The sequence below is a fragment of the Ruegeria sp. MALMAid1280 genome (assembly GCF_049195285.1).
Lineage (GTDB): Bacteria > Pseudomonadota > Alphaproteobacteria > Rhodobacterales > Rhodobacteraceae > Ruegeria.
On sequence record NZ_JBMIRT010000046.1, the window covers coordinates 170,284 to 190,124 of the forward strand.

Genomic DNA, 19,841 nt, shown 5'->3' on the forward strand with positions numbered 1-19,841 from the left:
GAATCAGAGACGGTCCGAACTAGACGGCGAATCATTTCAACGACGCCGTGCCAACAGAAGGTATGAACCCCATGGCAATGAGCCCTGACCCCGCGCGCGGGAGCACTCTCTCTGTGTCAGGCGGCGGCAATTCCGTCTTGTCCGGCAATGGTTTGGCCGTTGCCTCGATGCTGACATGGGCGGCAGGGTTTCCGGCGGCTGAGGTGTTGCTGCAAAGCTGGCCTCCGGTCGCGTTGTTCGCCGCACGGCTGGCGCTGGCGGTGGCGGTCATGCTGCCGGTCTGGTTCATTATCGACGGCTGGGACCGTGTGTTGCGGGCGCGCTGGGGGCATGCGCTGTTTGTCGGCGCAATGCTGGGCGCGGGCATGTTCCTGATCATTCTGGCGCAAAAGATGACGGATCCGGTGACCGTGGCGATCATCGCCTCATGCGCGCCTCTGTTTGCGACGCTGATCGAACTGGCGACGGGAACGCGGCGGTTGCGGTGGAACTTTGCCCTTGGCGTGGTCGTGTCGATCATTGGCGGCCTCATCGCCACCAGCGCCGTGGCTCCGGCGCAATTGGGGATGGGCGCGGCCTGTGCCATCGTGTCCACCGGGTTGTTCTGCTGGGCCTGTATGGCGACCGCGCGGGACTTTCCCGAACTCAGCCAGACCGGGCGCAGCACCATAACCTTTGCGGGCGGGCTGGTTGCGGCACTGCTGCTGTTCTTGGTGGCCGGACAAATGGGGATGGAGGTCATGCCGACCGCGCCCATCGATGTGCAGCAGATCGGTATGCTGGGCATCTACGCGCTGGTGGCGATGGGCATTAGTCAGGTTCTGTTCATCTCATCGGTCGGACGGCTGGGTGTGGCGCTGGCCTCGTTCCACATCAACATCGCGCCGTTTTACGTGATGCTGATCATGCTGGTGCTGGGGGAGGAGTGGAACTGGACCCGCGCGCTGGGCGCGGGGATCGTGGCGATGGCGGTTGTGCTGGCGCAGGACCGGAAAGTTGCGAAGCTCGCTTAGTCCGGCAGACCGTCGGATTTGATCAGGGGGAAAAACTGCCCGCCGGACCAGACGCCGAACCAGTCGCCACTGTGTTCGGCGATGTCCACGAGGCGGTAGAAGCTTTTGCGGTCAATCCGTGCCTCAAGGTTCGCGCGCACCAATATATAGGGCGACGGCTCATCTGTTTCGGGATCGATGACAATGCGGATCGGATGGTCTGGCCCGGCCACCGCCGTGTCGCCGACATGGGTGGTGAAACTCAGGTTTTGCGCCTCATCTTCGCCCTCGATATCGAAATCTACGGCAACAAAGGGGGCATCCTGGACCGTGATTCCCACCTTTTCGACCGGGGTCACCAGATAGTATTTCCCGTCTTCTTTCTTAAGAATTGAGGAAAAAAGCTTCACAAGCTCGAACCGGTTGATGGGCGAGCCTAAATAACTCCATGTGCCATCATTTGCGATCCGGATGTCCAGATCGCCGCAAAACGGAGGATTCCACAGGTGAACGGGGGGCAATCCCCTGGATTTGGCCGCTTGAACTGATGCAGCCAGGCCATCAGGCGAAGGTGTCACAGGTTTTTGTCCGCTCATTGCTTTTGCCATTTCCTCTCAGCGCGATACACTTCAATCATAATAGTCCACGGAAGGGAAAGTCATGACCGAACCTGCCGACCTCGTGTCCGAGATCGAAGCGCTGGAAAACAAGCTGCAAGAGGCCAAATCCTCGATCACCCGCCGCTTTATCGGGCAGGAAAGGGTCGTGGATCTGACCCTGACCGCGCTGCTGTGCGGTGGTCACGCCTTGTTGATCGGTCTGCCGGGTCTGGGTAAGACACGACTGGTCGAGACGTTGTCGACGGTGATGGGCCTGCATGGCAACCGTATCCAGTTCACGCCCGACCTGATGCCCGCCGATATTCTGGGGTCCGAGGTTCTTGATACCGCCGATGACGGCAGCCGCCATTTCCGGTTCATTCCCGGCCCGATCTTCTGTCAATTGCTGATGGCGGATGAGATCAACCGCGCCAGCCCGCGAACGCAGTCGGCGCTGCTGCAAGCGATGCAGGAACGTACCGTGACCGTGGCGGGTGAGGATCGCTCGCTGGGTGAGCCGTTCCACGTGCTGGCCACGCAGAACCCGATCGAACAAGAAGGCACCTATCCGCTGCCCGAAGCGCAGCTGGACCGATTCCTGGTGCAGATCGACGTGGACTACCCGGATCGTCAGACCGAGCGCGATATCCTGTTGGCGACCACGGGCGTCGAAGAAGAAAACGCGCACGAGATTTTCACCAAAGAGGAACTGTTGGCCGCACAGGTCTTGCTGCGCCGGATGCCGGTGGGGGATTCGGTTGTGGAACTGATCCTCGATCTGGTGCGCGCCTTCCGTCCCGAAGAGGCAGGCGTGTCCGAACGTGTGGCCGAAACCGTGGCCTGGGGCCCCGGCCCCCGTGCGGCGCAGGCGCTGATGATGACGGTGCGGGCACGGGCGATGCTGCAAGGGCGGCTGGCGCCCAATGCCGAGGATGTGCTGGACATGGCGCGCCCGGTGCTCAGCCACCGGATGGCGCTGAACTTCGCGGCACGGGCGCGTGGTGACAGTTTGGCCGATCTGATCGACTCGACCGCGGCCGGGTTGATCCGCACCGAGGCTGCGGCGTGAATGCCGCGCTGACCCTTCGCGAAAGATCCGAGGCCGAGGCGTCCCGGCTGCCGCCCCTGTTGGCGCGGGCCGAACATCTGGCCGGAACGGTACTGCTGGGCGACCACGGGCGCAGACGTTCTGGGCTTGGTGATGATTTCTGGCAATACCGCCCGGCGCAGATCGGTGACAGTCGCCGGATGATTGACCACAGGCGCTCGGCCCGTGGGGATCAGCAGTTTGTGCGCGAACGCGAATGGCAGATTGCGCAATCAGTGATGCTGTGGGTGGATCAGGGCGCGTCGATGCGGTTTGCGTCGGACAAATCTCTGCCAACGAAAGCCGACCGCGCGCGGCTGCTGGGCCTGTCCACGGCCATCCTGCTGGTGCGCGGCGGCGAGCGGGTCGGCCTGACCGGCACTACCCTGCCGCCCCGGCGTGGTAATGCGCAGGTCATCCGTCTGGCGCAGGCTTGGTCCGAAGATTCCGACACCGACTATACCCCGCCCGAACACCGCGCCATGATCCCCCATGCCCGCGCCGTGTTCATTTCCGATTTTCTTGGCCCGCTGGATGAGGTCGAGCTGGCCCTGGCCAAAGCCGCCGATCGCGGTGTGCGGGGCGTGCTGTTGCAAGTTCTCGATCCGGGCGAAGAAACCTTTCCCTATCGTGGCCGGACAATATTCGAAAGCGTTGGCGGCTCGGTCCGGCATGAAACGCTCAAGGCCGGAGACCTGCGCGAGCGTTATCTGGACCGTCTTGCCAAACGCAAGGATGCGCTGACGCAGCTGTGTCGCGCGACGGGGTGGCAGCTGGGCCTGCACCATACCGGAGACAGCGCGCAAGCGGCTCTGTTGTGGCTCTATCGGGCCTTGGACGGGGGCACGCGATGACGGTTCTGGCGGGCATCGGCTTTACCGCCCCATGGGTGCTGCTGGGTCTGCTGGCCCTGCCGATCCTGTGGCTGATCCTGCGTGCCGTCCCGCCCGCTCCGATCCGCCGTCTGTTCCCGGCGGTGACGCTGCTGCTGGGGCTGAAGGATGACGAAAGCGTCTCGGACCGCACCCCGTGGTGGCTGATGCTATTGCGGATGCTGGCGGCGGCGGCGATCATCATCGGGCTGGCCGGTCCGGTCCTGAACCCCTCGCGGGATGAAACCGGGACAGGGCCTTTGCTGCTGGTGCTGGATGCCAGTTGGGCGGGGGCAACGCGGTGGTCTTCGACACTGGATCAGATCGACGCGCAGTTGACCGAGGCCGGGCGGGCGGGGCGCACCGTGGCCATCCTGCGCCTGACCGAACCCGAAACACCGGTGTTTCAGGCGGCTGAGGCATGGCGCGGACGCCTGCCGGGCCTGACGCCGACCCCTTGGCAGCCCACCGAAACTCAGATCGATCAGGCGCTGGCCGCGCTGGATCAGCTGGACGGGGGCTTTGATACCCATTGGTTCAGTGACCACCTGAGCTTTGACGGCCATGACCGGGTTCTGGCGGCGGCGCAGGCGCAGGGTGCGGTGACGGTATATCAATCTGCGGCACCGGTGGTTGCGATCCTGCCTGCTGCCTATCAGGACGGTGTGATCCAGTTGACTGCGCAACGTGCGGTGCCGGGACCCGTCGACCGAATTACCGTGCTGGCGCAGGGCCGCGATCCGGCCGGTGCGATGCGTGTCCTGCAATCGGCCGAGATGGAATTCCCCAGCGGAGAAACCCTGGCGCAAGTGGATCTGGCCCTGCCATCCGAACTGCGCGCCCGCATCACCCGGTTCGAAATTCAAGGCCAGCGTTCCGCCGGAGCGGTGACGCTGACCGATGACAGCCTGCGTCGGCGCGAGGTCGCCCTGATCGCCGGAACCCTGAACCGCGAAGGGCTGGAGCTGCTCTCGCCCCTGCACTATCTGACGCAGGTTCTGAAACCCACGGCGGATTTCGTCGAAGGTGGGCTGCTGGAGGTTCTGCCCGCCAACCCGGATGTGATCGTTCTGGCCGATGTGGCAAAACTGTCCGACAGCGAACAGGCCACGCTGATCGAATGGGTGGAACAGGGCGGGCTGCTGCTGCGCTTTGCCGGACCGCGCATGGCCGCCAGCGATATGGGGCGCGATGCCGCGGATCCCCTGCTGCCCGTTCGTTTGCGCAGTGGTGGCCGCTCGGTCGGTGGCGCGATGAGTTGGGGTGAGGCGAAAGGGCTGGCACCGTTCCCGGAAAACTCGCCTTTCTATGGCTTGCAGGTGCCCGGTGATGTCACGGTGACCACGCAGGTTATGGCGCAACCAGACCCTAATCTGGCTGATCGGGTGATTGCATCGCTGTCGGACGGCACGCCCTTGGTCACCCGCAAGGCGCTGGGGCTGGGGCAGGTAGTGCTGTTCCACGTGACCGCAGATGCGGAATGGTCCAGCCTGCCGCTGTCCGGCCTGTTTGTTGAGATGCTGGATCGTCTGGCCGTGGCCTCGGCCGCCAAATCCCGGCAAGAGGCTCAGTTGCAGGGCACAACGTGGGAGCCGATACAGGTCATGGACGGGTTTGGTACTCTGTCGGATGCGGGCAATCTGGCGGGTGTTGAGGGCTCCGACCTGATCTCGGGTACGATCGGCCCGGATTTGCAGCCCGGCCTTTATGAAAGCGGCAAGCAGAAGCTGGCGTTGAATGTTCTGTCCGAGGATGCGGTGCTGAACCCGGTGATCTGGCCCCCGGATGTGCCGATCAAGGGGCAGGAAGTAAACAACGAGACACCGATCGGGGGGCTGCTGCTCAGCCTTGCGCTGTTGCTGCTGACCGTGGATGTCATCGCCTCGCTGGCTTTGTCCGGTCGTCTCGGTCTGGCCAAAGCGGCGGCGGTTGCGCTGGGTGCGGTAATGCTGGTGCCCGAGGCACAGGCGCAGACGCCGGAAGAGACCGAATTTGCCCTGAATGCCACGCAGGAACTGGTGCTGGCCCATGTGCTGACCGGCAACGCGCAGGTTGACGAAGTGGCCGGCGCGGGGATGCGTGGGCTGTCGCAAACGCTGTACTATCGTACTTCGGTCGAGCCGATCGAACCGATCGGTGTGGATCTGGAACGCGATGAGCTGGCGTTTTTCCCGCTGCTCTATTGGCCGATCACGCCGGATCAGCCGCAGCCCTCGGTCGAGGCTTATGCCAAGCTCAACGCTTATCTGCGCTCGGGCGGCATGATCCTGTTCGACACGCGGGATGCGGACGTGGCGCGGTATGGTGCCGCCAGCCCCAATGGCCGCAAGCTGCAACAACTGGCCGGGCCGCTGAACATCCCTTCGTTAGAGCCTGTTCCCCGCGACCATGTGCTGACCCGTGCCTTCTATCTGCTGCAGGATTTCCCGGGCCGGTATGCAGGCACCGAGGTCTGGGTCGAGGCCGCCCCGATGGATGCGGAACAGATCGAAGGCATGCCCTTCCGTAACCTTAACGACAACGTGACCCCTGTGGTGATCGGCGGCAATGACTGGGCCTCGGCCTGGGCGGTGGACCGCAACGGGCAGGCGCTGCTGCCGGTGGGGCGTGGCTATGCGGGGGAACGTCAGCGCGAGCTGGCCAGTCGCTTCGGCGTCAATCTGGTGATGCATGTGCTGACCGGGAATTACAAATCCGATCAGGTCCACGTGCCTGCGCTTTTGGACAGGTTGGGACAATGACCGGAACCGTCATCTTCGATCCGCTGATCCCGTGGCCGGTTCTGGCCATCGTTGCCGCAATTGCAGTGGCGGGTGTCATTCTGGCCCTGTGGCGCGGCCTGTCCGGCTGGGCCCTGCGCGGGCTGGCGGCCTTGGTGGTGATCGCCGCGCTGGCGGGACCGGTCTATCAGGTCGAAGACCGCGCGCCGCTGACCGACATCGTGCTGATGATCGAGGATGAAAGCGCCAGCCAGACCCTCTCGGACCGGGCGGATCAGACAGCACGGGCAGCCGAGGACCTGGCCGTCGAAATCGAATCCCGCGACAATACCGAACTGCGCCGGATCAAGGTGGGTGATGGCAACGGCGATGAAGGCACGCAGGTCATGGCCGCGCTGAACGAGGCACTGGCCGAGGAACCGCGTGCCCGGATCGCCGGTATTCTGGTGGTGTCGGATGGCATCGTGCATGATGTCGATCAGGCGCCCGAGCTGCCCGCGCCGCTGCACTTGCTGCAGACCGGGCGCGACAGTGATTGGGACCGCCGCCTGATCGTCCGCAACGCGCCCGCCTTTGCCATCATTGGTGAGTCCGTGACCCTGACCCTGCGGATCGAAGACAGCGGCGCCGCCCCTGCTGGGGCCGTGACCGCGCCGCTTGAGCTTTCGGTCGACGGGGCCGAGCCGGAACAGTTGAACATCCCCATCGGCATCGATGTCGAACTGCCCATCACGCTGCCCCATGGCGGTCGCAACGTCATCCAGTTCACCGTGCCGCAGGCCGAGGGCGAGCTGACCGACCGCAACAACACCGCTCTGATCCAGATGAACGGCGTGCGCGACCGGCTGCGGGTGCTGCTGGTCTCGGGCGAGCCACATCCCGGTGGCCGGACATGGCGCAACCTGCTGAAATCCGACAGCTCGGTCGATCTGGTGCATTTCACCATCCTGCGTCCGCCCGAGAAACAGGACGGCGTGCCGGTAGACGAACTCTCGCTGATCGCCTTCCCCACGCGCGAGCTGTTTCTGGAAAAGATCAACGATTTCGACCTGATCATCTTTGATCGCTACAAGCGACGCGGCATCCTGCCTGCGATCTATCTGGACAATGTCACCAACTACATCAACGAAGGCGGCGCGGTCCTGATTGCTGCCGGGCCGGATTTCGCCAGCGCCGACAGTATTTTCCGCTCACCTCTGGCGCCGATCCTGCCGGCGCAGCCTACGGCGCGGGTGATCGAGGAACGCTTTGTGCCCATGGTGACCGATTTGGGCCATCGCCATCCGGTGACGACCAATCTGGGCGATTCCGAGGATTGGGGCGCGTGGCTGCGCCAGATCGACGTGAACCACCGCACGGGTGAGCTGTTGATGACCGGCGTGGATGAACGTCCCTTGCTGGTGCTGGACCGTGTAGGCGAAGGGCGCGTGGCGCTGCTGGCGTCAGACCATGCCTGGCTGTGGAGCCGGGGGTTCGAAGGCGGTGGCCCGCAGCTGGAGCTGCTGCGCCGTCTGGCCCATTGGATGATGAAAGAGCCCGAGTTGGAGGAAGAAGCCCTGTGGGCCGAGGCCAACGGCCAATTCATGCGTATCATCCGCCAGACGCTTGAGGATCAGGTCGGGCCGGTCACCATCACCCGCCCGAATGGCGAAACGCTTGAAATTACGCTGGATGAGGTGTCGCCGGGCCGGTTCGAGTCGCTGTATTACGGGCCCGAGATCGGCCTTTACCGTCTGCAGGAAGGTGACCAGATGGCGGTGATCGGGCTGGGCCCCGCCGCGCCGAAGGAATTTGAACGCACCATCGCCACCAGTGAGGTTTTGAAGCCCGTACTGGACGAGCTGCGCGGCGGTGCGATGCGGTTGGAGGACGGTCTGCCGTCGATCCGCAATGTCCGCGCCGGGCGTCCGGCCTCGGGGCGCGGTTGGATCGGCCTGACCCCGCGCAACGCCTATGAGACGCGCGACGTCACGCAGGCCGGTTTGCTGCCACCGTGGCTGGTGCTGGTGCTGGCCGGAGGGTTCCTGCTGGCCGGCTGGCTGCGCGAGGGGTGGCGCTGACTATTCGAACACCACGCTGATCGTAGGGTCGCCGGGTAATCCGGCATAGGTGGCCGATGCGCCGCCCTTGCCTTTGGCAGGCGGCACAAGCGGTCCGAAGGATCCGACCGAGATCATGTCTCCGGGCTGGAACGCGATCCCTTTGGACATCAGCCACAGGGCTGCATTTGCCGGGTGTCCCAGAACCGCCGTGCCGGGGGCCTGTGCCAGAACCTCTCCATCCGCGGCGCTGAGCGTGACGGTCATGTCCGCCAGCGCCTGTGTCATCGCGACAGGGTCGGAAACCTGTACTTCAGACCCTAACACGCCCAGTTTTGGCGCAACTGCGATGGCGGTCAGGGTCACCGGGGTGATCGGTTCGCCCTCGGCCAGGGTCAGGTCCGGCAGTTCGATAAAGGGGCGGATGGCCGAGATGTGTGCCATGACCTCGGCGGGTGTCGTGGCCTGATTGATGCCCGCGTCCCCGACGACCAGAACCAGATCGGCCTCGAACACCGGACGGGCGCCCCATGTGATCGGCACCTTTGCGCCGTCCTCAAGCATCATGTCGCGGAACAGGACACCCTGAACCGGCTCGGATGCCCCGAAACGCCCCTGCGCCGAGGCGCTGGTCAGGCCTGCTTTGTAGCCGATGACCGGGCCTAGATGCGGCTCTAATGCGGCGACAATTTTGGCTTGGGTGCACAACGCGTCCTCCATTCTGCCACCGGCAGAAAGGGCAGGCGTGGGCGTCTTGGCCAGATAGTCCTGCACGTATTGATCCACCTGCGCATCCGTGGCGCAATCGGCCTGCGCCGATGCGATTGAGGCAAGAAAACAAAGTGCCGATGTGGCGAGAGTAAAGCGCATGGCGGACCTCCGGTTTTCAAAACTCTGACACGGGGCGCGCGGGTTCGGCAACGGCTTAAACACTTTTTCACGCTCTGCCCGGATGCTGGTCGCGGAACGGTCCGGGATCACCAAAGATGAGTCTTGCAAACAAACTGGCACAGGAACGGCGCGCGCGGCTGGCGGCCGAGCGTTTGCTGGCGATGAAACAGGCCGAGCTTTCCTCGGCCAACCGCAAGCTGGGCCTGCACGCGATGGCATTGACCAAACGCATCGGCGAAACCCAGGCCGAGGTTGAAAACGTCCGGGACGAGAATGAAAAGGTCAAGTCCGACCTGACCGAGGCCAATGCCAAGATCGAGGTGGCCGAGCGCCGCCTGTGGCATTCGATGCAGACCATTCAGGACGGCTTTGCCTTCTTTGACCACCATAACCGCATGATCGGCGCCAACGCGACCTACCTCAGCCTTTTTGACGGTCTGGATGAGGTAGTGCCCGGCATAACCTACGCCCGTATCCTCGAGATTCTGACGGATGAGGGGCTGGTCGATACCGGGGCGGAAAAGGCGGCGGACTGGCAAGCAAGAATGCTGGCGCGCTGGGCGCAGCCGCATCCGGATCCGGTGGTGATCAAGCTGTGGAACGGCGAATATTTCAAGATGATCGACCAGCGCGGCAATGGCGGCGACGTGGTCAGCCTGGGCCTGAACATCACCGCCTCGGTCCGGCATGAGGCCGAACTGAACGCCGCCCGCGAACGGGCCGAGGCCGCAAACCGGGCCAAATCCGCCTTTCTGGCCAATATGAGCCATGAGATCAGAACGCCGATGAACGGCATTGTCGGGATGACGGAACTGCTGTCGGAAACCCCGCTGGACGAGGAGCAGCGCCTGTATCTCAACACCATCCGCAACTCGGGCGAGGCGTTGCTGGTGATCATCAACGATGTGCTGGATTATTCCAAGATCGAGGCCGACAAACTTATCCTGCACCCCGAACAGTTTGATTTCGAACGCTGTATTCTTGAGGTCGCGATGCTGCTGCAGCCCAGCGTGCGTGACAAAGGTTTGTCGCTGCTGGTGGATTATGACCTGTTCCTGCCGACCCTGTTTGTCGGCGATCCCGGCCGCGTGCGGCAGGTGCTGACCAATCTGGTGGGCAACGCGGTCAAGTTCACCGCTGAGGGGCACGTGCTGATCCGCGCAACCGGGGTACCGAATTCAGAGACTAACACTTGCGATATCCACGTCGCGATCGAGGATACCGGCATCGGGATCGAGGCAGACAAGATCGGACATATCTTTGGTGAATTCAATCAAGTCGAAGACGAGAAGAACCGCGAATTCGAAGGCACCGGGCTGGGGCTCGCCATCACCAACCGGCTGGTGACGTTGATGGGCGGAACGGTCTGGGTCGAAAGCGAACCGGGGCAGGGGTCGTGTTTCGGGTTTCGGGTATCGCTGCCCACGGTTGAAGGGCCGCAACCCTTACCGCCCGATCTGGCGGATCGCCTGCGCCATGTGATCGTGGTCGAGGATCAGGCCGTGAACCGCGCCATCCTTGCGAAACAGCTGGGGCGGCTGGGGTCCCGGGTCACGGTCTGCGCCTCGGGGGGTGAGGCGTTGGCTGCGGTCGATGACAGCGTGGATCTGCTGCTGTGCGATCACGACCTGCCGGACATGGACGGGTTGGAGCTGGCAACCACGCTGAAGGAAAGGGGGTGGGGCGATTTGCCGGTGGTGGTGATGTCGGCCAATCCCGGCGTTCTCCACGCCAACCCGGCCCGTCACCTGATCGACGGGGTGTTGCAGAAACCCATCCCAAGGGCCGAGCTGTATTCGCGTCTGACCATGCTGGGACGGCGGTCCGCGGCGCCGGACTCGGGATCCGAGGCTCCGGAAACCCCGCCTGAGCAGCCCAGCGAACGCCAACGTCAGATGCGCGTGCTGGCGGCAGAGGACAATCGGACCAATCAGTTGATCCTGCAAAAGATGGTCAAAGACCTGAACATCGACTTGCAATTCGCGGGCAACGGGGTCGAGGCGGTGGACAAAAATCAGGACTTCGATCCGGACCTGATTTTCATGGATATCTCGATGCCCAAAATGGATGGCAAACAGGCCACGGCAGAAATCCGGCGGCGCGAGATCGAAACAGGGCGGCATGTGCCGATTGTTGCGCTGACCGCGCATGCCATGACCGGGGATGATCAGGGTATCCTGTCGGCGGGGCTGGATCATTATCTGACCAAGCCGCTGCAAAAACGGAAAATCCACCAGATGATTCTGGATCACAAGCCAGAAGAGGCCTTGCCTGTCATTGCCGAAGACGCCACCGCCAGCTAGCGTGAGCCCATGTCAGATCGTGGATTTCAGCCTCGTGGATTGGGCGAGATTGCCATTCGTTGCGCCGATATGGGCGCAATGGTTGAATTTTATGAGAATGTGATCGGGCTGGAACGCCTGACCGGAGATCACAACAGCGCCATCACATTTTTTCGCATCGCCGAAGGGTTCGGCGGCCACACGCAGGTGCTGGCGCTGTTTCACCACACGGCTGCCCCGCGCCCCGGGTTGCACCCGATCGGCGCCGACAGGCCCGCGACCGGTGCCGGATCGTCGCTGCACCACATCGCGCTGTCCCTGCCGTTTGAGGAACAAGAGGCTGTGATGCGCTGGTACGACGAAATCAACCAGCCCTACCGCGTCGAACAGTTCGGCTGGATCGGATGGCGTGGTATTTTCACCGAGGACCCCGAGGGCAATACGGTCGAACTGGTTGCCTTTGACCCGTCGATGCTGGATCAGGCCTGATAGGGGCGTACAAAGACGGGCCTGTCGTTCTCTGACAGGTCGGGGCGATATTCATAGCCGCCGGTGTCGAAATCCAGCAGGCCATTGGGGTCGGTCAGGCGGTGCTGGATGATGTAGCGCGCCATGGCGCCACGCGCCTTCTTGGCAAAGAAGCTGACGATCTTGGGGGTGCCCGCCTTGTCCTCCATGAAGACCGGCGTGATCACCCGCAGTTTCAGCGCCTTGGGGTCCACAGCACTGAAATATTCCTGACTGGCGCAGTTCACCAGCACGTCCGAGCCGATCTGATCCCCCTGCGTGTTCAGAGCCTTGCTCAGCTGATCGCGCCAGTATTCATACAGGTTCTTGCCGCGCCGGGTTTTCAGCTTGCTGCCCATCTCGAGCCGATAGGCCTGAATCGCGTCCAGAGGGCGCAGCACGCCATAAAGGCCGGACAAAATGCGCAGATGATCCTGCGCCCAGGCCATTTCCTCGGCGTCCAGCGAAGCTGCTTCCAAACCCTGATACGTGTCGCCTGCAAAGGCCAGCGCGGCGGGGCGGGTTACGTCTGCTTCCGGTGCATCGGAAAAGGCGCGATAGCGGTCGCGGTTCAGGCGCGCCAGATCATCGCTGAGGTCCATCAGTTTCTTGAGATCGCCCAAGGTCAAATTGCGAGCGGTTTTCGACAGCCGGATTGCGTCGTCCTGAAAGTCGGGCTGCGTGACTTCAATGTCCCGTTCTGCCCAGTCCAGCCGCTTGGCCGGGGAAATCACTACCAGCATATCCGCCCTCGTTTCTTGCCTGATAGGGCTTATCTAGCCCGCCTGTTCCAGCACGTCCAGAAACGCGGCGCCAAACCTTTCGTGACGACGATCGCCCAAAACCTGTTCCAGCCCGCGTGGGTCATCGGGCCGCAATTGCGCAACCTTGGCCAGTTGCGAGGCCGAGCAGGTCAGCGGCTTATCGATCCCGTCGGGGCCGCGCGACAATTGCGATTGAACCTCAAGCAGCCGGTCGTAAATCTCGCCCTGATCGCGCCCGGCCAGTTTGCGGCGGGCGGGGTGGACGGCTTCGACCGCACCGGCGATCACCTCAAGGAAGGTATCGCCATAGCGTTCCAGTTTTTTGGCGCCGACGCCGCCGATGCGGGCCATGTCATCCAGCGTTACGGGGCGCTTTTCAGCCATCTCGATCAGGGTGCGATCGGGGAAGATCACATAGGCCGGCACCCGCGCGGATTCCGCCAGCGCGCGGCGCTTGGCCTTCAGCGCGGACAGCAGCGGTGCGTCTTCCTCGGCCACCATCATTTTGACGGCGGGGCGGCGGGTGGCCTTGCGGATCGTGTCCTTGCGCAGGTTGATCTGGGCTTCGCCTTTCAGGATCGGCTTGGCGGCCTCGGTCATGCGCAGGGCGCCGTGGCGTTCGGGGTCCGGGCGCACCAGATCGTGGCCCATCATCTGCCGGAAGATCGCCTGCCATTGCGGGCGCGACCAATCCCTGCCGATGCCCCAGGTGGACAGGCTGTCATGACGGCGGGCGCGGATTTTGTCGGTGTCATTGCCCAGCAGGATGTCGATCAGATGGCCCGCACCGAACCATTCCTCGGTGCGCAGGATCGCGGACAGGGCCATGCGGACGGGGGTGGTGCCGTCGAACACTTCGGGAGGGGTATCGCACAGATCGCATTTGCCGCAAGGCGCCGCCTGTTCGCCGAAATAGCCCAGCAGGGTCTGACGGCGGCATACCAGCGCCTCGGCCAGACCAAGCAGAGCGTTCAGACGGGCGTGGTCGGCCATGCGCCGTTCCGGCGGGGCCAGCCCCTCGTCGATCTGAGACCGGCGCAGGCGGATGTCGTCGGGGCCGAACAGGGTCAGCGTCTCGGCAGGCCCGCCATCGCGGCCCGCACGGCCGATTTCCTGATAATAGGCCTCGATGGACTTGGGCAGATCGGCATGAGCGACCCAGCGGATATCGGGTTTGTCGATCCCCATGCCAAAGGCCACGGTGGCAACGACGATCAGACCATCCTCGCGGGCAAAGCGGGTCTCGACAATGCGGCGGTCCTCGGCCTCCATGCCGCCGTGATAGTGGCAGGCCACGTGCCCCTCGGCGCGTAAGGCTTGCGCCAGCACCTCGGTCTTGTTGCGGGTGCCGCAATAGACGATGCCGGACTGCCCTTTGCGCGCCCCGGCGAAATCGAGGATCTGTTTGCGCGGCCCGTCCTTGGCGGCAAAGGCCAAGTGAATGTTAGGCCGGTCAAACCCGCGCAGGAACTTGCGCGGCGCGGCGCCGTCGAACAGTTTCTCGACGATCTCGTCCTGCGTTTCGGCATCCGCCGTGGCGGTGAAGGCCGCCAAGGGCACGTTGAGGGCACGCCGCAACTCTCCGATCCGCAGGTAATCGGGGCGGAAATCGTGACCCCATTGGCTGACGCAATGGGCCTCGTCCACGGCGATCAGGCTGACATTGATCCGACGCAGCATACCCAAGGCCGACCCGGCGGCCAGACGTTCGGGCGCCATGTAGAGCAATTTCAGACGCCCGGCCTCCAACGCCGCCCACACCGCATCGGTTTCTTCGGGGGTGTTTCCGGATGTCAGCGCTCCGGCCTCGACCCCGGCCTCTTGCAGCCCGCGTACCTGATCGCGCATCAGGGCGATCAGTGGGGAAATCACCACCGTCACCCCGTCGCGCAGCAGGGCAGGTAGTTGGAAACACAGGGATTTACCGCCACCGGTCGGCATGATCGCCAGCACGTTCTCGCCTGCGGTCACGGCATCGACGATCTCTTCCTGACCGGGGCGGAAGTCGTCGAATCCAAAGACATCTCGCAGCAAAGGCGCGGCGTCGAACATGTGGGGATTGCCCTGTTTTAAGGTTTATCTGCTCTTAAGACAGGACAATCACATACTAAGATTCGGTGAACAAGGGGGTTCGGGTCAGCTCAGAGCCTGAAACAATTCCGGCAGGACGTAGCTGCGCAGTGAAATGATGATCACCAAAACGACCAGAGGTGTCAGGTCGATGCCGCCGAGATCGGGCATGACCCTGCGAATTGGGCGATAGATAGGCTCAAGGATGCGGTTCAAACCATACCAGATCTGAGCAACGAACTGCTGGTGCAGATTGAGAACCTGAAAGTTGATCAGCCAGCTCATAATCACCTGAATCAAGACGAACCAATAGGCGATGCTCAATATCAAGTCGATGGGGCCGAAAATAGCCATCATGTCCGAATACTCCAGTTACGTTTGACGAGACCTAAGCGCCCCCGCCTTAAAGAGCAAGCCCGCGCCAACAGAACGCTTGCGAAACGGGACAAAGCCCCGTCTTATGAACGCAACGATAATCAGGGGCGGTCATGGCAGAGATTTCCAAGCGCAAGCGCATTTGGGGCTGGTGGTTTTTTGACTGGGCCAGCCAGCCGTTTCACACCCTTCTGGTCACCTTTGTCTTTGGCCCCTATTTCGCCGGGGTTGCGGCGGGGTATTTCTCGGGCACCGGGTTAGAGCCGCAGGCGGCAGCGGCGCGGGCGCAGACGGTCTGGGCCAACTGCCTGACGATCACCGGGCTGATCATCGCGTTCGGGGCGCCGCTATTGGGTGCGATGGCGGATGTGTCAGGGCGGCGCATTCCGTGGATATTCGCCTTTTCGGTAATGTATGCGGTGGGCTCTGCCGCTCTGTGGTTCACGATGCCGGACGGTTCGAACATGTGGCTGATGCTGTCGGCCTTTGGGCTGGGCTTTGTGGGCGCGGAATACGCGCTGATCTTCATCAACTCGCAACTGCCCGATCTGGGCGATGACAACGAGGTCGGAGAGATTTCCGGCTCGGGCTTTGCCTTTGGCTATTTCGGCGGGCTGATCTCATTGGCGATCATGTTGTTGCTTTTTGTCGAACAGCCCAACGGCAAAACGCTAATCGGGATGGAGCCGATCTTCGGGCTGGACGCCGCCATGCAAGAAGGCACGCGGTTCGTCGGCCCCTTCACCGCCGGGTGGTTCGTCCTGTTCATGGTGCCCTATTTCCTGTGGGTGCGCGATGATCCGGACAGCAACAAATCGGGCAGCTTTGGTGAGGCGCTGCGCCTGCTGGGCAAATCGATCTCGGACCTGCGGCACCGGGTCAGCCTGGCGACCTATCTGGGCTCGTCCATGTTTTATCGAGACGCGCTGAACGGGCTTTACAGTTTTGGCGGCGTCTATGCGCGGCTGGTGCTGGAGTGGGGGCTGATCAAGATCGGCGTGTTCGGAATTGTCAGCGTTCTGGCCTCGGCCATTTTTGCCTGGATCGGCGGCAAGATGGACAAGAAATACGGCCCTAAACCGGTCATTCTGGTGGCGATCTGGGTTTTGATCTTTGTCTGCATCACCGTGGTGTCGATGGACCGGACGCAGATATACGGCATCGCGCTGCCTGAAGGCTCGGGCCTGCCGGACATGGTGTTCTTTGGCTGCGGCGTTCTGATCGGCGGTATGGGGGGTATTCTGCAATCGGCCAGCCGCTCGCTGATGGTGCGTCACACCGATCCCAAGGCGCCGGTCGAAAGCTTTGGTCTTTATGGTCTGTCGGGCCGTGCCACCGCCTTTGCCGCGCCCTTGCTGATCGGGATTGCCACAGCTGCCACCGGTAGCGCACGGCTGGGGGTGTCACCGATCATTCTGTTGTTTATTCTGGGGTTGTTCCTAATGCGCTGGGTGAAACCGGAAGGGGATCAGAGCAGATGATTTTACTACGTTTTTTGGCAATAATCGCCGCGATGACATTGGCGGGCACAGTGGGGGCGCAGCCCCTGGCCAAGCAATTGTTCGGGGCGCAAAAGCAAAGTTCACAGCAAAAACCGGCCGCGTTCGGCAGTTATTCGCGCGGATGCGCCGCCGGGTCGGTGCAATTGCCCGAAACCGGGCCGACATGGCAGGCCATGCGTCTGTCGCGCAATCGCAACTGGGGTCACCCGCAGTCGATCGACTATGTGCAGGACCTCAGCCGGTTTGCGGCGCGGCAACCGGGGTGGAATGGTCTCTATATCGGGGATATCAGCCAGCCGCGGGGCGGGCCGATGACATCCGGCCATCGTTCGCATCAACTGGGTCTGGACATCGATATCTGGATGCTGCCTGGTGACAACATGCGCCTCAGCCGCAAGGCGCGCGAGAATATCTCGTCAATTTCCCTGCGCCGCTCCAACGGGGCCTATGTGAACGGCAATTGGACGAAACAGCACCACGCCCTGCTGCGAGAGGCCGCAAAGGACAAGCGCGTGGCGCGGATTTTTGTCTTTCCCGGCGCCAAGGCTCAGATGTGCAAAGATGAGAAAGGCAACCGCGCCTATCTGCGCAAGATCCGGCCGTGGTGGGGGCATCACTATCACTTTCATGTACGCCTGAAATGCCCCAGGGGATCGCGCGGCTGTGTCAATCAGGATCCGCCGCCCAAGGGGGATGGCTGTGCCGAGGCGCAGCAATGGGTGCGCAATATTCTCAACCCACCGCCACCCGACCCGAACGCCCCGGCACCGAAGAAACGCCGGGAATATGTTCTGACCGATTTGCCGCAACAATGCGCAGCCGTCTTGCAATCCAACTGATTGCTGTTCTGCTGGCCGGATCGGTCTGGGCGGTCGAGGTCAAGACGGCCACCCAACTGAACAGCTTTGCGTGGCGGCACAAGGCCGAGTGGTTCGGCGGGTTTTCGGCGCTGCATGTCTCGGATAACGGACGCCAGATGATCGCGCTCAGCGATCGGGCGGTTCTTGTCCGCGCGGCCATTGCGCGGGATGGGGATCAGATCACCGGCGTTCGGATCATCGGAAACTGGCCGGTTCTGTCCAGCAAGGGTCGGCCCTTGTCGGGCGGTGCCGGGGATTCCGAGGGCATCGCGGTCGCGCCGGATGGCAGCTATTACATCTCATTCGAATGGCTGCACCGCGTGGCCCGCTATGCGGCCCCTGATGCCAACGCACGGGTGCTGCCGCGCCCCAAGGCGTTTGAAGACCTGAAGCAGAACGGCTCGTTCGAGGCTCTGGCCATCGACAACCAAGGGCACCTATATACCCTGCCCGAAAAAAGCCGCACCCGGCAGGGTGACATCCCCGTCTATCGCTGGGACGGGCAGGGCTGGTCGGCGCCATTTGTACTGCCGCAGCGGGGCAAGTTCCTGCCCGTCTCTGCCGATTTCGGGCCAGACGGCCGGTTTTATCTGTTGGAGCGCAGCCTGTCGCTGACCGGGTTCCGTACCCGCCTGCGCCGCTGGCAGATCACGGGTGACCTGCCCGGGGACGAAGAAACCCTGTTCACCAGCGGCACCGGCGCGCATGACAACCTCGAAGGGCTGTCGGTCTGGCGTGACGATCAGGGGCGGCTGCGGGCCACGATGATTTCGGATGACAACTTTCTGGCCCTGCAACGCACCGAGCTGGTGGAATATCTGCTGCCGGATTGACTCGGGGCAACCAAAGGTCTAAACGCACGGCTTGCCTTGGGACGGTCCCTTGGCCAAGTCGCCGCTACCTTGTCAAAACGGGCATCAAAACATGCAACGCGCTTACATCCCCGGCATTCTTGCCATGGCCGCCATTGTTGTGGCCTCGAACATCCTGGTCCAGTTCCTGATCTTTGACGGGCTGCTGACATGGGGTGCCTTTACCTATCCGCTGGCCTTTCTGGTCACCGACATCATGAACCGAGTCTATGGCGTAGCCACCGCCCGCAAGGTTGTGTTTGCGGGATTCATCACCGGTATCATCTGCTCGCTGATCGGCAGCCAGATCATGCTGCAAGGTGACGGCTTCACCTATGCCGCCGTGCCGCTGCGGATTGCCGTTGCGTCCGGTACCGCCTTCTTGATCGCCCAATTGACCGACGTGACCGTGTTCAATTCCCTGCGCGGTGGCCGCTGGTGGCGCGCGCCGCTGGTGTCGACCCTGATCGGCTCGGCGCTGGATACGGCGCTGTTCTTCACCATCGCGTTTTCCGCCTCGGTCACTGTCTTTGGGGCCAATGCAGACGCCGCGATCAACTGGGCGTGGGAGCCCGTGCCCTTCATGCTGACCGGCCCGATGGCGCCGCTGTGGGTAACGCTGGCATTTGCTGACTGGCTGATGAAACTGTCGCTGGCGCTGATCGCCTTGATCCCGTTCAAAGTGATCGTTGCGCGCCTGACCGCACAGCCTGCGTAAAAAAGTGCTTTGAGAATGGCGCATCTTGTGTCAGGCTCACGGTTAACCGCAACAGATAGAAAAGGAGGTGATCCAGTGTCGAGAAAGAGATTGGAGAGAGGTGTCGGAACAACCGGGGGGATCGCCTGCTAGGGCAGCCCTTGGCGGAGCACTCGCTCCGGCTGGTCGATTGATCTAACCGACCCGACCTCCTGAACTTTCGAAGGGCCGTCCCGCCGGGGCGGCCCTTTTTGTTTCTGCCTGTGCCGGATAAGGTTCACCCCATGTTGCGCATCACCGACGATATCACCCTGCAAGACTGGGAAATGACCGAGAGCTTTGTCCGCTCGTCCGGTCCCGGTGGGCAGAACGTGAACAAGGTTTCGACCGCGGTCGAGTTGCGGTTCGAGGCCGCGCGTTCACCGTCTTTGCCCGATCCGGTCAAGAACAGGTTGAAGCGTCTGGCCGGGCGGCGCTGGACCAAGGACGGCTCGATCATCATCCAATGCGAAGAAACCCGGTCGCAAGCCCGCAACCGCGAGATTGCCCGCGCCCGTCTGGCCGAACTGATCACCCGCGCGCTGGTCAAGCCCAAGCGGCGCATTGCCACCAAACCCACCTATGGCTCGGTCAAGCGCCGTCTGGCGGCGAAAAAGGCGCGTTCGGATGTGAAAGCGCTGCGCGGCAAGATCGCGGAAGATTGATCTGGTAGTTTCGCGGCACCTTGCTAGTC

Annotated in this window: 17 protein-coding genes; 12 read left to right on the plus strand and 5 right to left on the minus strand. The window is 62.6% G+C overall.

The window, feature by feature from the left end:
- Positions 1-71: 71 nt before the first annotated feature.
- Entirely contained in the window at positions 72-1,013 is a 942-nt protein-coding gene (locus ACOQFT_RS10580; protein ID WP_421597888.1) for a DMT family transporter, read from the plus strand.
- Here ACOQFT_RS10580 and ACOQFT_RS10585 read toward each other — a convergent pair.
- Positions 1,010-1,588, minus strand: a complete 579-nt coding sequence (locus ACOQFT_RS10585) for a DUF1285 domain-containing protein (protein ID WP_421597889.1) — start codon at positions 1,586-1,588, stop codon at positions 1,010-1,012. The two genes, ACOQFT_RS10580 and ACOQFT_RS10585, sit on opposite strands and share 4 nt — an antisense overlap.
- A gap of 64 nt (positions 1,589-1,652) precedes the next feature.
- Between ACOQFT_RS10585 and ACOQFT_RS10590 the strand changes: the two genes are divergently transcribed.
- Genes ACOQFT_RS10590 through ACOQFT_RS10605 form a run of 4 tightly spaced genes read left to right on the plus strand, consistent with a single transcriptional unit; the run spans position 1,653 to position 8,330 of the window.
- The gene (locus ACOQFT_RS10590; protein ID WP_421597890.1) at positions 1,653-2,660 is read left to right on the plus strand and encodes an AAA family ATPase; all 1,008 of its coding nucleotides are present in this window, start codon (positions 1,653-1,655) and stop codon (positions 2,658-2,660) included.
- Entirely contained in the window at positions 2,657-3,532 is an 876-nt protein-coding gene (locus tag ACOQFT_RS10595) for a DUF58 domain-containing protein (RefSeq protein ID WP_421597891.1), read from the plus strand. Before ACOQFT_RS10590 ends, ACOQFT_RS10595 begins: the two co-directional genes overlap by 4 nt.
- A complete protein-coding gene (locus ACOQFT_RS10600; protein WP_421597892.1) occupies positions 3,529-6,291 on the plus strand; it encodes a DUF4159 domain-containing protein in 2,763 nt (920 codons plus the stop codon). Before ACOQFT_RS10595 ends, ACOQFT_RS10600 begins: the two co-directional genes overlap by 4 nt.
- A complete protein-coding gene (locus ACOQFT_RS10605; RefSeq protein WP_421597893.1) occupies positions 6,288-8,330 on the plus strand; it encodes a hypothetical protein in 2,043 nt (680 codons plus the stop codon). The genes ACOQFT_RS10600 and ACOQFT_RS10605 overlap by 4 nt, the downstream gene beginning before the upstream one ends.
- On the opposite strand, the gene ACOQFT_RS10610 is transcribed toward ACOQFT_RS10605, so the two are convergent.
- Positions 8,331-9,179: a 2-keto-4-pentenoate hydratase gene (locus ACOQFT_RS10610; RefSeq protein ID WP_421597894.1), complete on the minus strand. Its 849-nt coding sequence runs from the start codon at positions 9,177-9,179 to the stop codon at positions 8,331-8,333.
- 116 nt (positions 9,180-9,295) lie between these two features.
- Between ACOQFT_RS10610 and ACOQFT_RS10615 the strand changes: the two genes are divergently transcribed.
- Together ACOQFT_RS10615 and ACOQFT_RS10620 are read left to right on the plus strand one after the other, a co-directional pair.
- Positions 9,296-11,503 (plus strand): response regulator, encoded by a 2,208-nt coding sequence (locus ACOQFT_RS10615; RefSeq protein WP_421597895.1) that lies wholly within the window; start codon positions 9,296-9,298, stop codon positions 11,501-11,503.
- A 9-nt stretch (positions 11,504-11,512) separates the two neighbouring features.
- Entirely contained in the window at positions 11,513-11,971 is a 459-nt protein-coding gene (locus ACOQFT_RS10620) for a VOC family protein (protein WP_421597896.1), read from the plus strand.
- Here ACOQFT_RS10620 and yaaA read toward each other — a convergent pair.
- The 3 genes from yaaA to ACOQFT_RS10635 all read right to left on the minus strand — a co-directional run bounded on the left by yaaA (position 11,962) and on the right by ACOQFT_RS10635 (position 15,180).
- Positions 11,962-12,732 carry a peroxide stress protein YaaA gene (gene yaaA, locus ACOQFT_RS10625; protein ID WP_421597897.1) on the minus strand — a complete coding sequence of 257 codons (771 nt, stop codon included), beginning with the start codon at positions 12,730-12,732 and terminating at the stop codon, positions 11,962-11,964. The two genes, ACOQFT_RS10620 and yaaA, sit on opposite strands and share 10 nt — an antisense overlap.
- 33 nt (positions 12,733-12,765) lie before the next feature.
- Positions 12,766-14,805: a DNA helicase RecQ gene (recQ, locus tag ACOQFT_RS10630; RefSeq protein WP_421597898.1), complete on the minus strand. Its 2,040-nt coding sequence runs from the start codon at positions 14,803-14,805 to the stop codon at positions 12,766-12,768.
- A gap of 84 nt (positions 14,806-14,889) precedes the next feature.
- Positions 14,890-15,180: a YggT family protein gene (locus ACOQFT_RS10635; RefSeq protein ID WP_170444148.1), complete on the minus strand. Its 291-nt coding sequence runs from the start codon at positions 15,178-15,180 to the stop codon at positions 14,890-14,892.
- 131 nt (positions 15,181-15,311) lie between these two features.
- On the opposite strand from ACOQFT_RS10635, the gene ACOQFT_RS10640 reads away from it, so the two are divergent.
- From ACOQFT_RS10640 to arfB, 5 genes are all read left to right on the plus strand, one after another.
- Complete coding sequence (locus tag ACOQFT_RS10640; RefSeq protein WP_421597899.1) at positions 15,312-16,679, plus strand: MFS transporter; 1,368 nt, start codon at positions 15,312-15,314, stop codon at positions 16,677-16,679.
- Complete coding sequence (gene mepA, locus ACOQFT_RS10645; RefSeq protein ID WP_421597900.1) at positions 16,676-17,539, plus strand: penicillin-insensitive murein endopeptidase; 864 nt, start codon at positions 16,676-16,678, stop codon at positions 17,537-17,539. The genes ACOQFT_RS10640 and mepA overlap by 4 nt, the downstream gene beginning before the upstream one ends.
- Positions 17,512-18,393: an esterase-like activity of phytase family protein gene (locus tag ACOQFT_RS10650; protein WP_421597901.1), complete on the plus strand. Its 882-nt coding sequence runs from the start codon at positions 17,512-17,514 to the stop codon at positions 18,391-18,393. Before mepA ends, ACOQFT_RS10650 begins: the two co-directional genes overlap by 28 nt.
- Before the next feature lie 91 nt (positions 18,394-18,484).
- Positions 18,485-19,129: a queuosine precursor transporter gene (locus ACOQFT_RS10655; protein ID WP_421597902.1), complete on the plus strand. Its 645-nt coding sequence runs from the start codon at positions 18,485-18,487 to the stop codon at positions 19,127-19,129.
- Positions 19,130-19,392: 263 nt separating this feature from the next.
- Entirely contained in the window at positions 19,393-19,812 is a 420-nt protein-coding gene (gene arfB, locus ACOQFT_RS10660) for an alternative ribosome rescue aminoacyl-tRNA hydrolase ArfB (RefSeq protein WP_421597903.1), read from the plus strand.
- The last annotated feature ends 29 nt before the right edge of the window (positions 19,813-19,841 follow it).